Origin of the sequence: Aquabacterium sp. OR-4 (assembly GCF_025290835.2) — a bacterium.
GTDB lineage: Bacteria > Pseudomonadota > Gammaproteobacteria > Burkholderiales > Burkholderiaceae_C > Pseudaquabacterium.
The window spans coordinates 1,991,768-2,005,398 of sequence record NZ_JAOCQD020000002.1; the positions used below are offsets into that span (position 1 = coordinate 1,991,768).

10 protein-coding genes are annotated in these 13,631 nt (G+C 69.8%); all 10 read right to left on the reverse strand.

Annotation, left to right across the window (positions count from 1 at the left end):
* Position 1 precedes the first annotated feature (1 nt).
* The 10 genes from N4G63_RS20975 to N4G63_RS21020 all read right to left on the reverse strand — a co-directional run bounded on the left by N4G63_RS20975 (position 2) and on the right by N4G63_RS21020 (position 13,626).
* Positions 2-820: an ABC transporter permease gene (locus N4G63_RS20975; protein ID WP_260786948.1), complete on the reverse strand. Its 819-nt coding sequence runs from the start codon at positions 818-820 to the stop codon at positions 2-4.
* 200 nt (positions 821-1,020) lie between these two features.
* On the reverse strand, positions 1,021-2,331 hold the full coding sequence (locus N4G63_RS20980; RefSeq protein ID WP_260786947.1) for a putative O-glycosylation ligase, exosortase A system-associated: 1,311 nt from the start codon (positions 2,329-2,331) through the stop codon (positions 1,021-1,023).
* Positions 2,324-3,706, reverse strand: a complete 1,383-nt coding sequence (locus N4G63_RS20985; protein ID WP_260786946.1) for a phenylacetate--CoA ligase family protein — start codon at positions 3,704-3,706, stop codon at positions 2,324-2,326. The genes N4G63_RS20980 and N4G63_RS20985 overlap by 8 nt, the downstream gene beginning before the upstream one ends.
* Before the next feature lie 6 nt (positions 3,707-3,712).
* Positions 3,713-4,960 (reverse strand): glycosyltransferase, encoded by a 1,248-nt coding sequence (locus tag N4G63_RS20990; RefSeq protein ID WP_260786945.1) that lies wholly within the window; start codon positions 4,958-4,960, stop codon positions 3,713-3,715.
* A 6-nt stretch (positions 4,961-4,966) separates the two neighbouring features.
* A complete protein-coding gene (locus tag N4G63_RS20995) occupies positions 4,967-6,211 on the reverse strand; it encodes a TIGR04063 family PEP-CTERM/XrtA system glycosyltransferase (RefSeq protein ID WP_314600159.1) in 1,245 nt (414 codons plus the stop codon).
* A gap of 58 nt (positions 6,212-6,269) precedes the next feature.
* Positions 6,270-8,234 carry an XrtA/PEP-CTERM system amidotransferase gene (locus tag N4G63_RS21000; RefSeq protein ID WP_314600160.1) on the reverse strand — a complete coding sequence of 655 codons (1,965 nt, stop codon included), beginning with the start codon at positions 8,232-8,234 and terminating at the stop codon, positions 6,270-6,272.
* 6 nt (positions 8,235-8,240) lie between these two features.
* Positions 8,241-9,413: a TIGR03088 family PEP-CTERM/XrtA system glycosyltransferase gene (locus tag N4G63_RS21005; protein WP_314600161.1), complete on the reverse strand. Its 1,173-nt coding sequence runs from the start codon at positions 9,411-9,413 to the stop codon at positions 8,241-8,243.
* Between the two features lie 34 nt (positions 9,414-9,447).
* On the reverse strand, positions 9,448-10,731 hold the full coding sequence (locus tag N4G63_RS21010) for a nucleotide sugar dehydrogenase (RefSeq protein ID WP_260786941.1): 1,284 nt from the start codon (positions 10,729-10,731) through the stop codon (positions 9,448-9,450).
* 97 nt (positions 10,732-10,828) lie between these two features.
* Entirely contained in the window at positions 10,829-12,391 is a 1,563-nt protein-coding gene (xrtA, locus tag N4G63_RS21015; protein WP_314600162.1) for an exosortase A, read from the reverse strand.
* The gene (locus tag N4G63_RS21020) at positions 12,388-13,626 is read right to left on the reverse strand and encodes a TIGR03087 family PEP-CTERM/XrtA system glycosyltransferase (protein WP_260786938.1); all 1,239 of its coding nucleotides are present in this window, start codon (positions 13,624-13,626) and stop codon (positions 12,388-12,390) included. Before N4G63_RS21020 ends, xrtA begins: the two co-directional genes overlap by 4 nt.
* Between the last annotated feature and the right edge of the window lie 5 nt (positions 13,627-13,631).

Sequence of the window (13,631 nt, forward strand, 5' to 3'; positions counted from 1 at the left end):
GTCAGATCACGTCCGCGAAGTGGGACTCGGCGCGCTTGAAGAACAGGTAGCTCAGCGGCAGAAGAATCCCCACCACCACCAGACCCGGCAGCATGGCCTGGGGATCGGGCGGCTGATTGGCCAGCAGCACGCGCTGGAACGCATCGATGATGCCGGCCAGCGGATTGGCCGTGTACAGCGTGTACAGCCAGCTGCCATGCTCGCCCGCCATGCCCTGACTGAGCAGGCGCTGCTTGACCAGGGCCAGCGGGTAGATCACCGGCGACAGGTACATGGCCAGCGACATCAGCAGCGGCAGCATCTGCCCGACATCGCGAAAGTGCACGTTGATCGCCGCGCCGGCCAGCGCGATGGTGAGGGCCACCAGCACCGTGTAGATCACCAGCAGCGGCACCCACAGCGCCTGCACGCCGGGCAGGATGTCGTACCAGGCCATCAGCAGCAGCAGAATGCCCAGGTTGATGCCCAGCTCGACCAGCTTGGTGACCACCGCGGTGAGCGGAAAAATCTCGCGCGGGAAGTACACCTTCTTGATCAGGTGCGCATTGCCCACCACGCTGTTGACGCCCTCGGAGGCCGACTCCTGGAAGAACATCCAGGGCATCAGCGCGCAATAGGCCAACACCGGGTAGGGCACGCTGCCGCTGTCAATGCCGATGAAGCTGCGCATCACCGTGAAGATGGCCATCATCATCGCGGGTTTGGCCACCGTCCAGGCCAGGCCCAGGTAGGCCTGCTTGTAGCGCACCACCACGCTCTTCCAGGCCAGCGTGGTGATCAGTTCATGGTGGGCCAGCAGGCCGGTACGGCGGGATGTCATGGAATGCTCGGGTCAGGTGCCGGCAGCGCCTAGCGGGTGGGCGCCGGGCCAGCCTGTGCGGGCCAGCGGGCTTCGCGGCAGGTTCAGTGCCGGTCGATGATTCTCGTCGGCACCCGTGACGGTGCGCGCATGGCGGCTGGCGGGTGGCGTGACATTATCCGCCGCCGCCCTGGCCAGACCGCCGCCCCGGGCCCGCCCGTTCACGGGTGCGCGGGCGACAAGGCCGCCTTGGCCGGCTGATGCCGTGGCTCGGGCAGCCCCGGCCGGCCCGGCACCTGGCCCTGGGCCTTGGTGAGCAGGTGATGGGTCATGACCACCAGCACGATCAGGTGGTACGGGTAGTCGAAGTAGGCCATGCCCAGGAACGCGCCACCGACCATGTAGCCGATGATCGACACCTGGATCATCGCCGCCAGGTCGCGCGCCCAGGACAGCTCGGGGTTCTTGCGCGACAGCCGGATCACCGTCTGGCACTTGAACCAGGCCATGCCCAGCAGCGACAGGAACATCGCCAGGCCGATGAAGCCCTGCTCGCCCATCACCTCGAAGTAGATGCTGTGCACATCGCGCACGTTGAGCGGATCGGGGCCGTACTGGGCAAACATGCCCGGTTGCCAAAGCTCGAAGCCGCCGCCGAAGATGCGGTCCTTGGCCACGTTCCAGGCACAGCCCCAGGCATTGATGCGGCCGAGCGCGGATTCGTCCTGGTCGTAGGTGTTGATCGTGTCCATGCGCTTGTACCAGGACTCGGGCATCAGCGACACGATCACCGCCACCAGCACCGACACCAGCACCGCCATGGCCATCTTGTTGCGGCTTTTCAGCCAGAACGCCAGCCCCACCACCGAGAGCGCCAGCAGGGCCCCACGCGACTGGCTGCCGATGGCTGCGATGGGTGTGAGCACCATGCCCACCAGCAGCCCCAGCTTGAACCACTTGCGCGTTTCCTGCAGCTGCAGGTAGCGGATCAGCGGGATGGTCATCACCAGGGCCAGCGCCAGCTCGTTGTTGCCGGCAATGAAGGTGGTGGACGGGCCATTGACCCGGTAGGCACCACCGTTGGCGATGGTGAAGATGCCGCCCTTGATGCCGTAGAAGCCCAGCGACAGCACCAGGATCCAGACAAAGCCGTGGATGCGCTCGCGCGTGTTCAGCACCATCAGGGTGATGAAGGTCAGGATGTGGATCTTGATGACCTTCTCGTACTGCGCGCCGGCGAGCTTGGGGTACTCGGCCATCAGCGTGGTGATGCCCATCCAGACGATGAACAGCGCCAGCATGATGGTCTCGCGCGACCAGACGATCTTCTTCGGGTCCTTGGTCATCAGCAGGCTGATCATCGTGGCCAGGGCCACGATCATCACCACCGGAAAACTCAGCATGAAGCCGTAGCACAGGCGGTGCGGGTTCATGTAGCCCAGCCAGGCCAGCAGCAGCACGCCCCAGTAGGGCCGGCGCAGCACGAAGGGCAGCGAGCCGAAGACGATGGCCGCGACGATCAGGTCACGCATGGCGGCCGGTCTCGGGCACCGGGCGGCCGGCCACCTGGCTGATCACATAGCGGAACTTGCCCGACTTCTCGGGCGCGATGGCCTGCACGCGCTCGACCTGCACCACCACACTGGCGCCCAGGCGCTGCTGGAAGCGGCCGATGACATGGGCCTCGAAGTCGGGCCGCACGCTGTCGTCCACCACCGCCAGCACGCGGGTGCTCAGCAGGCTTTCCTGGATGATCTTGAACTGGCGCACGCCCGGCAGGTCGCGCAACACATACACCAGCGCCAGGCCGTGCATCACGGTGCCATCGGCGGCCATCACGAAATCGGTGGTGCGGCCCTCGATGCGCTCCAGGCAGGGCAGGCCACGGCCGCAGGCGCAGGCTTGGGTGCCCAGCACGGCCACGTCGCCGGTGGCGTAGCGCACAAAGGGGAAGTCGCGCGTGGCCAGGTGGGTGACCACCACCTCGCCCGCCTCACCCGGCGGCAAGACGCGACCGTCGCGGTCGACGATCTCGACGATGATGTCCTCGGCCGTCAGGTGCATGCCGCCTTCGGGGCACTCATGCGCAATGAAGCCGGCGTCGCGGCCGCCATAACCATTGGCCACCTTGCAGCCGAACACGCTGGAGATGGTGGCGCGCTGGTCGTCGTACAGCCGCTCGCTGGTGACGAAGGCCACGCGGATGCCCAGGTCGTCCATGCGCTGGCCGCGCTGCTGGGCGTGGCGGGCGATGTGGCTCAGCGCCGACGGGTAGCCGAACAGCATGCGCGGCCGGCGCCGGCGGATGGCGGCGACAAAGCCGTCGAGCTTGGCCTCGCTCATCTCGAAGGCCGGCAGCAGCTCGGTGCGCAGCAGCTGGTCGCGCAGCGCACGCACGCGGTCTTGCGCGCCCAGCTCGATGGGCGATCCCCAGACCACCATCTCGGGGTCGCCGATGTCCACGCCCCACCAGCGCGTGGCACGCCACTTGGCCGCCACATCGTGGCTGACACGCTCGCGGCCGATGAAGAAGATCAGCGGCTCGCCCGAGCTGCCGCCGGTGTTGAAGCGCGCCAGGCCGGCGGCCTGGGCATGCTTCAGCCGATCCGTGTTGGCGCGGATCAGCGGCTTGGTCAGCAGCGGCAGCTGCTGCAGGTCGGTCAGGCTGCGCAGCGCCTGCGGATCGAAGCCCCGCTCGGCAAACAGATCGCGGTAGTAGGGAACCTGGCGGCCCACATCCATCAGCAGCGCGCGCAGGCGCTCCACCTGCAGGGTCTGCAGGCGCTCGGCCGGCCACCACTGGGTTTGCTCCAGGCCGCGGCGCACGGCCACGCTGGTGTGGCGCTTCAGGCGCTCGTGCAGTGGGAACACAAGGCCCGAGGTGATCGCGGTGTACAGCCCGGTCATGAGAGTTCAGTGCGTGGGCGCCGACAAGGGCGCGGTGGAATCGCCGCCGCTCTGGCGGTGCAGCGACTGGTACACGCCCACCAGGGTGTCGACGCGCCGGTCCCAGGTGTTGTCTTCGGCATAGGCACGGATCGCGGCGCGGTTCCAGTCGTGACGCAATGCACCGTCCACCGCCGCCTGCAGCTGCGCGGCATCGCCGAAGGGCACCACGGTGCCCAGCTCGGGCCGGCACACCACCTCGGCATTGCCGCCCACCGCGGTGGTCACCACCGGCAGGCCGCAGGCCATGGCTTCGAGAAACACATTGGCCCAGCCCTCGTTGCGGGTGGACAGCACGAACACATCGGCGGCCGACAGCGGGCCGCGCAAGGCATCGGGCGGCAGCGGGCCGAGAAAGCGCACCACCTCGTCCAGCCCGGCCTGGGCCACCTGGGCCCGCAGCGCCTCGCCCATGTCGCCCTCGGGGCTGGGCCCGCCCACCACCAGGTAGCGCAGGCCGGGGTGGCGCTGCAGCAGCGCCGGCAGCAGCTCGATGACGCGATGGAAGCCCTTGCGCTCGACCAGGCCGCCCACGCTGATCAACACCGGCGCATCGGCCGCCAGGCCCAGTGCGCGCCGCGCCTCGGCGCGGGGCTCGGGGCGAAAGCGCGCCAGATCGACGCCATTGCCCACCACCTGCACCTTGTCGGGCGGCAGCCCCAGGCCGATGGCCACCTGGCGCAGCGAATCCGACACCGCAAACACCCGTGTGGCGCGGTGCAGCGCCTGCGCCAGACGCGGTGCCAGCACCGGGTCGCGCGCCAGGCGCGACTCGCTGCCGCGCATCGTGATGGTGACCGGCACGCCCAGCCAGCGGCCCAGCAGCGTGGCCGCGTAACCGTCAGGGTAGGCAAAGTGGGCGTCGATCAGGTCGAGCTGGCCGGCGCGGCGCAGCGCGCGCAGCCGCGGCCAGGCGGCCAGTGCCATGGCCAGGCCATCCAGCTGCTTGAGCACGCCGGGCACCGACAGAAACCGCGGAAACCACACCGCGTGCCCCGACTGCTGCTCGTGCGCCGGCGCCCCGGGCCGAAAGCCCGGCTTCCAGCGCCGCAGCAGACCCTGCAGCGGAAACCACGGCGTTGGCGCCACCACGCTGAGCGGCAGGCGCTGCCCGACCCGGAACAGGCGCTCGCGGATGAACAGGCCCGCGCCCGGCTGCACCGCGCTCGGAAACAGGCTGCTCAGCACGACGATGTGCGGGGGCTTGGTGGCCATCGCTGCTCAGGCTGGTTGCGGCTGGGCCGCGCCCGCCAGGCGCTGGAACACTGGCGCGTAATGGCGGGCCGAGGCCGTCCAGTTGCGCTCCTGCTCGACGAAGGCACGGCCCGCCGCGCGCAGCTGCGGCCAGCGCTCGCGCTGCTGCAGCAGCTGGTCGATGGCATCGGTCAGCGCGCTCGCGCTGCCAGCCTTGAACAGCAGGCCGGTCTCGCCGTGGCGGATCAGCTCCTGGTGCCCGCCCACATCGCTGGCCACCAGCAGCCGACCCTGGGCCATGGCCTCCAGCGGCTTGAGCGGCGTCACCAGTTCGGTCAGGCGCATGCTGTGGCGCGGGTAGGCCAGCACGTCCACCAGGTCGTAGTAGCGCTGCACCTGGGCGTGCGGCACACGACCGGTGAAGACCACCTTGTCGGCCACGCCCAGGCGCTGGGCCTGGGCCTTCAGCGCGGCATCCTGCGGGCCACCGCCCACCAGCAGCACGCGCACCTCGGGGCGGCGCTGCAGCAGCGCCGGCAAGGCGTCGAGCAGCAGATCGAGGCCTTCGTAGGCGTAGAAGCTGCCGATGAAGCCCAGCACCGTGGCATCGGCCAGGCCCAGCTCGGCCTTCAGCGCCAGATCGGGCTGGCCGCCGACATCGAAGGCATCGATGTCGACCGCGTTGGCGATCACCGTCACCTTGTCGGCAGCGATGCCGCGCGCCACGATGTCGCGGCGCAGGCCTTCGCAAATGGTGAACACATGGTCGGCACGCTGCAGCGCGCGGGTCTCGAGCGCGCGGGTGAGCCGGTAGCGCAGGCTGCCTTCGGTGGTGCTGCCGTGGTCCACCGCGGCGTCCTCCCAGAAGGCACGCACCTCGTAGACCACCGGGATGCCCAGGCGCCGGCCCACGTTGATGGCCGGCAGCGCATTGAGCACCGGCGAATGTGCGTGCAGCAGCTGCGGCCGCAGCTGCTGCGCCACCTGCAGCAGGCGCTGTTCGGTGGCCTGCATCAGCGCCCATTGGTCGAGCACCGGCCAGCGCGCCAGCACCGAGCGCGAGGGCGGCGTGCGGTAGAAGTGCAGGCCGTCCACGGTCTGCTCGTCCTGCGGCGCATCGGCACCAGCCGCGGCGGCGTGCTTGGGGCTGGTGAGGTGGAAGGTGTTCCAGCCCAGGCGGCGCTGTTCGCGCAGCAGCGCGGCGGTGCGGAAGGTGTAGCCGCTGTGCAGCGGAATCGAGTGATCCAGCACATGCAGCACGCGAAGAGTCACTGGGCTGCCCTCCGTGCTGCGCACTCCGGGATTCGCGCCTGGGAGCGGCCCGGCGCGCTCATGCCGGCACCCCCGCCCCGGTGGGCACGCGCGGCGCAGGTGCGCCGGCGCCGCCGTCATCGACCACGTTGCGCAAAAAAGCCTCGAACATCAGCAGTGTCCACAGCGGCGCGCTGTAGTCGCTGGTGCCGGCCTGGTGGGCCTCGACCAGGTGCTTCAGGTACTGCGGGTTGAACCAGCCGGTCTCGGCCAGGCGCTCGCCCAGCACGGCGTCGCGCACGCGCTGGCGCAGCGGGCCGCGGAACCAGCGCGCCAGCGGCACCGAGAAGCCCATCTTCGGGCGGTAGAGCACATCGTTGGGCAGGGCCGGCTCCATCGCCTTCTTGAGCAGGAACTTGCCTTCCTGGCCGCGGATCTTCAGGTCGCTGGGCAGGGTGGCCAGCCACTCAATCAGCTCGTGGTCCATCAGCGGTTCGCGCACCTCCAGGCTGTGGGCCATGCTGGCGCGGTCGACCTTGGTGTTGATGTCGCCCACCAGGTAGGTTTTCAGGTCGAGGTACTGGATCAGCGCCAGCGGGTCGTCGGTGCCGGCACGGGCGGCATGCTCGTCGAACACCGAATGCGCCTGGTAGCCGGCCAGCTCACGCTTGAGCGCGGCGCTGAACAACTGCTCGCGCATCGGCCCGCGCAGGATGGACACCGAGTGGAAGTAGGCCTGCACCGCATTGCGCGCCATGCCCTCGAAGGTGGTCTTGGCGCGGAACATGCGCGGCGCCCAGTCGGCCTTGGGATACACCTTGCCCAGAAAACCGAACAGCGGCTGGCGCAGCCCGGCCGGCAGGGCCGCGCGCATGCGCTCTTCCATCAGGTGCAGGCGGTAGCGGCGGTAGCCACCGAAGGTCTCGTCGCCGCCGTCGCCCGAGAGCGCCACCGTGACATGCTTGCGCGCCAGCTGGCACACGCGGTAGGTGGGGATGGCCGAGCTGTCGGCATAGGGCTCGTCGTACAGGCGCGCCAGCGTGTCGATCAGGTCGAAGTCGTCGGACAGCACCGTCTCCACGCGGTGGTTGGTGCCGTAGCGATTGGCCACCATGGCCGCAAACTCGCTCTCGTTGAACTTGGGGTCGTCGAAGGCGATCGAGCAGGTGTTGACCGGGCCTTCGCTCAGGCCGGCCATCGTGGCCACCACGGCGCTCGAATCGACGCCGCCCGACAGGAACGCCCCCAGCGGCACCTCGGCAATCATGCGCAGGCGCACCGATTCCTGCAGGCGCTGGCGCAGCTCGGCGCAGGCTTCGTCCACGCCGATCTGGCGGTCGAGCGTGAAGCGCACGTCCCAGTAGGCGCGCGGCTGGCCCACCGGCTGGCCGCGGCGGATGCTCAGGCAATGCGCCGGCGGCAGCTTGAGCGCCTGGCGGAACACGGTGCGCGGCTCGGCCACGTAGCCGAGCGCGAAATACTCCTCCACCGCGCGCGGGTCGATGTCGCGCTGGAGGCCGCTGCCATTGGGGCCGCGGTAGGCCATCAGCGATTTCAGCTCCGAGCCGAACAGCAGCGTGCCGTCGTCCAGCAGCGCGTAGTACAGCGGCTTGACGCCCATGCGGTCGCGCGCCATGAACAGCGTCTGGCGGTTGCGGTCCCACAGCACAAAGGCGAACATGCCGCGCAGGCGCAGCACGCAGTCCTCGCCCCACTGCTCCCAGGCGTGGACGATGACCTCGGTGTCGCTCTTGGTGTGGAACACATGGCCCAGCGCCTGCAGCTCGGGGATCAGCGACTGGTAGTTGTAGACCTCGCCGTTGAAGACGATGACCACCGAGCCGTCCTCGTTGAACAGCGGCTGCTGGCCGGTGGCCACGTCGATGATCGACAGCCGCCGGTGGCCGAAGCCCACGCCCGGCTCGATGTGCAGGCTGCCTTCGTCAGGGCCGCGGTGGTGCTGCGAGTCGTTCATGCGCTGCAGCACGGCGCGGTCTACCGGCCGGGTGCCACGGGTGTCGACGAGTCCGGTGATGCCGCACATGGTGTGTCAGTTCCGCTTTGCGTTGGGTTGCCGCTGCGCCAGCAGGCGGTCGTACAGCGCCTGGTAGGCGCCCACCATGGCCTGCAGGCTGAACTCGCGCTCGACCCGCGCCCGCCCGGCACGGCCGTAGCCGGCTGATCGGGCGGGGTCGTCGGCCAGCGCCAGCAAAGCCTCGGCCATGGCCTGCACATCGGCGGCCGGCACCACGGTGCCGGTGACGCCGGACTGCACCAGCTCGGCATTGCCGCCCACCGCGGTGGCCACCACCGGCAGGCCGCAGGCCATGGCCTCGAGGATGGTATTCGAGATGCCCTCGGCCAGCGACGGCAGCACGAAGCAATCGAGGCCGCGCATGACATCCGGCACGTCGGCACGCTCGCCCGGCAGCCAGGCCAGATCGGCCACGCCGGCCTCGGCCAGCAGGGCCAGCGCCTCGTCGCGCAGCGGCCCGCTGCCCACCATCACCAGGCGCAGGCGCTCGCGCAGCGCCGGCTGAAGCTGCAAGGCACGGATGAAGGCGCGGGCCAGGTCGGTCTGCGCCTTCACGGTCTGCATGCGGCCCACGGTGCCCAGCAGGTACAGGCCGGGCGCGTTGAACGGGCTGCCGGCAATCGGCGCGCGGCCATCCGGCGCCGGGCTGAAGCGCTGGGTGTCCACGCCGTTGTAGATCTGGCTCAGGCGCGCCGCCGGCACGCCCACCCGGTGCTGCAGGTAGCCGGCCAGGTCTTGCGACAAGGCCACGTACTGGTGCACGAAGGGGCGGTAGAGCCGACGCATCCACTGGTGCTTGCGGCTGCGGCCATCGAGGTCTTCCACGTCGCGGCCGTGCTCGCCATGCACGCGCACGGGCACGCCGGTCCAGGCCGCGGGCACCTGGCATTCCAGCGCCGCCAGGTTGCGGGTGTGCACCACCGCCGGCTGCAGCTCGCGCATCAGCGCGGCCAGGCGCGGGTACAGCCTGGCGCCATGGCCGGGCGGCTTGTGCAGCGACGCGTAGTGCACATCGCTGCGCCGCACGCGGCGCGCAAAACCATCGGCCACCTCGGTGAGCGCCACCACCGCATGGCGGTAGGCGCTGGCCGGCATGTGGTTGATCAGGTTGACGACGCCGTTCTCGAGGCCGCCGGTGTCGAAGCGGTAGACCACGTGCATCACCAAGGGCGGCCGCGAGGACTGCACCTGCTTCACCGGCCGACAGCCCCGGCGCCGGGTGTCACAGACGCCAGAGGCGGAAGCCCGCGCCGGTGATCATCTCGGGCTTGAACGCCGCCTTGACGTCGATGAAGGCCCCGCCCTTGACCAGCTTCTTGCCGATGTCGTCGGCCGACAGGCTGGCGAACTCGGTGTGCGACACCGCGGCCACGATGGCATCGGCACGCGGCAGCTCGTCGTAGGGCGTCAGGCGCACGCCGTACTCGTGCATGGCTTCTTCGGCCTCGGCCTGCGGGTCGGCCACGAACACGTCCACGCCATAGCTCTCGAGCTCGCGGATGATGTCGATGACCTTGCTGTTGCGCAGATCACCGCAGTTCTCCTTGAAGGTCAGGCCCAGCACGTTGACCCGCGCGCCCTTGATGTAGCTGCCGCTGGCGATCATGTTCTTGATCGTCTGCTCGGCCACGAACTTGCCCATGCCGTCGTTGATGCGCCGGCCGGCCAGGATGACCTGCGGGTGGTAGCCCAGCATGTCGGCCTTGTGGGTCAGGTAGTACGGGTCGACGCCGATGCAGTGGCCGCCCACCAGGCCCGGCTTGAACTTCAGGAAGTTCCACTTGGTGCCGGCGGCTTCCAGCACCTCGGTGGTGTCGAGGCCGATCTTGTCGAAGATGATCGCCAGCTCGTTCATCAGCGCGATGTTCAGGTCGCGCTGGGTGTTCTCGATCACCTTGGCGGCCTCGGCGGCCTTGATGCTGCTGGCGCGGTGCACACCGGGCACGACGATGCACTCGTAGAGCTTGGCCACCTGGTCCAGCGTGGCGGGCGTGTCACCCGAGACGATCTTCAGGATCTTGGTGAGCGTGTGCTCGCGGTCGCCCGGGTTGATGCGCTCGGGGCTGTAGCCCACGAAGAAATCCTGCTTCCACTTCAGGCCCGAGGCCTTCTCGAGCACCGGGATGCACACCTCTTCGGTGGCGCCGGGGTACACGGTGCTCTCGTAGACGACGATGGCGCCCTTCTTCAGGTTCTTGCCGGCACTGTTGCTGGCGCCGATCAGCGGCTTGAAGTCGGGGATGTGGGCCTCGTCCACCGGCGTGGGCACGGCCACGATGATGATGTCGGCCTCGGCCAGCATGGCGCCATCGCTGGTGTAGACGGCGTGCTTGGCCTCGGCCATCTGCGCATCGGTGAGTTCGCGCGAGGGATCGGTGCCGCTCTGGCAGGCCGCCACCTTGCCTTCGTGGATGTCGAAGCCGATGGTGCGCATCTGCTTGCCAAACTCCACCACCAGCGGCAGCCCCACATAACCCAAGCCGATCACGGCCAACGTCGTCGTCATGTCTTGCGTTCCTTGCATCGATCTTTGTGGCCCGGCACCTCGCTGGGCGTCATGAATCCGCTGTTTTCCGGCGCGATTCTCCCCGAGCCGGGTGGGGTCAGCGTGTGCCCGCCTGAATCAGCAGGCGCCGCAGCGCGTCGGAGTTTGCATTCGTGAAGGCGTCGAGCACGGCATCGGCCGGCGCGCCGGGCAGATCGTCGGCCGACAGGATCAGTGCGGCGCCGTCGTCGGGCTGGCCGCTGAGCTGCAGCCAGGCCTCCCACAGCTTGGCCTCGAAGTCGCTGGGCGTCCAGCGGCCGCCCACCCAGTACACGCGGCGCAGCTTCAGCGCCTGCTTGCTGCCCATGGCGCTGCCACGCGGCTCGCCCAGCAGATCGGCCGCCAGCCAGCGGTCGGGCCCGCCTGCCGGCACGCTGACCGTGCGGCGGGTCTGGCTGACCTGGTTCCAGGCCTCGTCCTCGCTGTGCACCAGGATGTTGACCGAGCTCACCAGCTTGCGACCGGGTGCCTGGTCGCGGTAGTACATCAGGTGCACGCCCACCGCGCCCTGCGGCCCGCGGTAGCCGCGGTGCAGTTCGGGTGATGCGCCTTCGTAGCGCGGCCGCCAGGTCGTCAGGCGGCTGTCGTCGGCGGACCAGCCGGGGCCCAGGGTGTCGGGCAGCGCCAGGGCTGGTGCCGGGCTGGCTGCGCCCGGGCCGGCCTTGGCCAGCAGCAGCGGCCAGGCCACGGCCGCGATGCACAGCAGGGCCGCCAGCCAGGTCTGGCCCTGGCCCGGCACGCTGGCCGGCGGGCCGACGCGGCTGGCGTCGAACGGCTGCTCGGCCTGGGCCCAGCGCGCGCCGATGAAAAACAGCGCCGTGATCACGATGCCGAAGAACACCCAGCCGTAGACGATGTGGTCCACGCCGGTGGCGATCTTGTTGTTGGACAGGTGGCCCAGCATCACGATGATGTAGGCGCGCAGCCAGTTGGCCAGCACCGGCGTCAGCAGCGAGGCCACCACGAACAGCAGGCGGCGGCGCATGCTGGTGTAGTTGAGGTAGGCGAACAACGTGCCCACCATGAACGAGGCCATCAGATAGCGGATGCCGCTGCAGGCTTCCACCACCGACCAGCGGCCCGACGGGATCACGAACTGCTGGCCCTCGCGGAACACCGGGATGCCGGTCAGCCGCAGCGCGCCGATGGTGAAGTCGGCCGTCATCTCCATCAGCAGCGGCGTCATGAACTCGCCGAAGGGCACGGCGAAGAACAGAAAGCCCAGCGGAAACAGGATCTGCCGCGCCACCGCCCAGCCCAGCACCGCCGGCACGCCGGCCACCAGCAGGCCGGTGAAGGCAAAGTGCGCCGCGGCATTGACCACCACCTTGTCGGCCAGCCACCACAGCGCCGCCAGCAGGGCCAGCGGCAGCAGCATCCAGGGCTGGGCGCGCGGCGTCAGCGCGGCCAGCGCCTCACGCTGGCGCCAGATCAGCCACAGCGAGATGGGCGGCACCACGAAGGCGTGGGTGAAGGTCTCGGAGCGGTCCCAGATCTCGACCATGCCCAGACCGGTGGCGCGGTAGAGCCACAGCACGGCGGCCAGGTAGGCCAGCATGGCCAGGCCGGGCCCGCGCCAGACGGACGGGATGCGCAGGGCGGGCAAGGTGGCGGTGTTCATGCGAAGGCCGGGGTCGGTGCGCTGCGGGCGGTGGCCAGCGCGCGTTCGAGGATGCGGTCGAGCGGCGCCAGACGCGCTGCCCAGCTGTAGTGGTCCAGCACGAAATGCCGCGCGCGCTGGCCCAGGGCCTCGGCGGCGGGGGCGTCGCGCAGCAGCGTGTCGATCTGCCGCACATAGTCGTCGGGCGTGGTGGCGGCGGCCAGGTGCTGGCCATCGGCGGCGGCGATGGCCTCGGCGCAGGCCGCTGCGCACACCACCGGCCGGGCCATGGCCATGGCCTCGAGCACCTTGTTCTGCACGCCGCGCGCCAGGCGCAGCGGCGCCACCACGGCGCGCGCATGCTGCAGGTAGGGCCGCACGTCGGGCACCGTGCCGGTGACCTGCACCGCCGCACCGGCCAGCGCCTGCACCGCCGGGCTGGGCGCGCGGCCGACGATGTGCAGGCGCAGGGCCGGCCAGCGCTGGCGCAGCGCCGGCAGCATGGCCTGCACGAACCAGCTCACCGCGTCGACATTGGGCCAGTAGTCCATGGCGCCGGTGAACACCAGCGGCAGCTCGTCGGCGGTGAACGGTGAGGCGCGCTCGGCGAGCGGCGCGAAGCTTTGCGCATCGACGCCATTGCCCACCGCCGCCACACGGCCGGCGCAATCGGGCGCCAGACGCTCGAACAGCGCCACTTCCTTGTCGGTGACCAGGAAGGACTGCGTGGCACCCTGCACCGCCATGCGCTCGTAGGCCAGCAGGCGTTCGCCTTCGCGGCGATAGATCCACGACATCGGCCAGGCGTGGTTGGCGGCGTATTCGGTCCACTTGGCCGAATCCACATCCACCAGATCGAGCAGCAGCGGCCGGCCGGGGGCGTGCACGGCATAGGGCGCCATGGCTGACGAGAACACCACCACCGCGTCGATGCCCTCGCGGGCCACGGTCTCGCGCACCCAGCGGTGCAGGCCGGCATCGGCGTAGTAGCGCAGCGTGAGCGCCTGGCCGGTGGCCAGCCCGCCCAGGCTGCGCAGGCGCGCACCGCGCGGCGCCAGCGGCACGGCGCACAGGCTGGCGCACAGCGCGCGCAGGGCAGGCAGGTGCTGGGCATCGTCGGGGTCGTCGACAAAGGTGCCCAGGTGCACCTGGTGCCCCTGCTCGAGCAGGTGCCGCAGCAGGTGGTACGAGCGCACCTTGTCGCCCTTGTTGGGCGGGTACGGCAGGCGGTGCACCAGGTACAGCAGCTTGGCCATGGTGG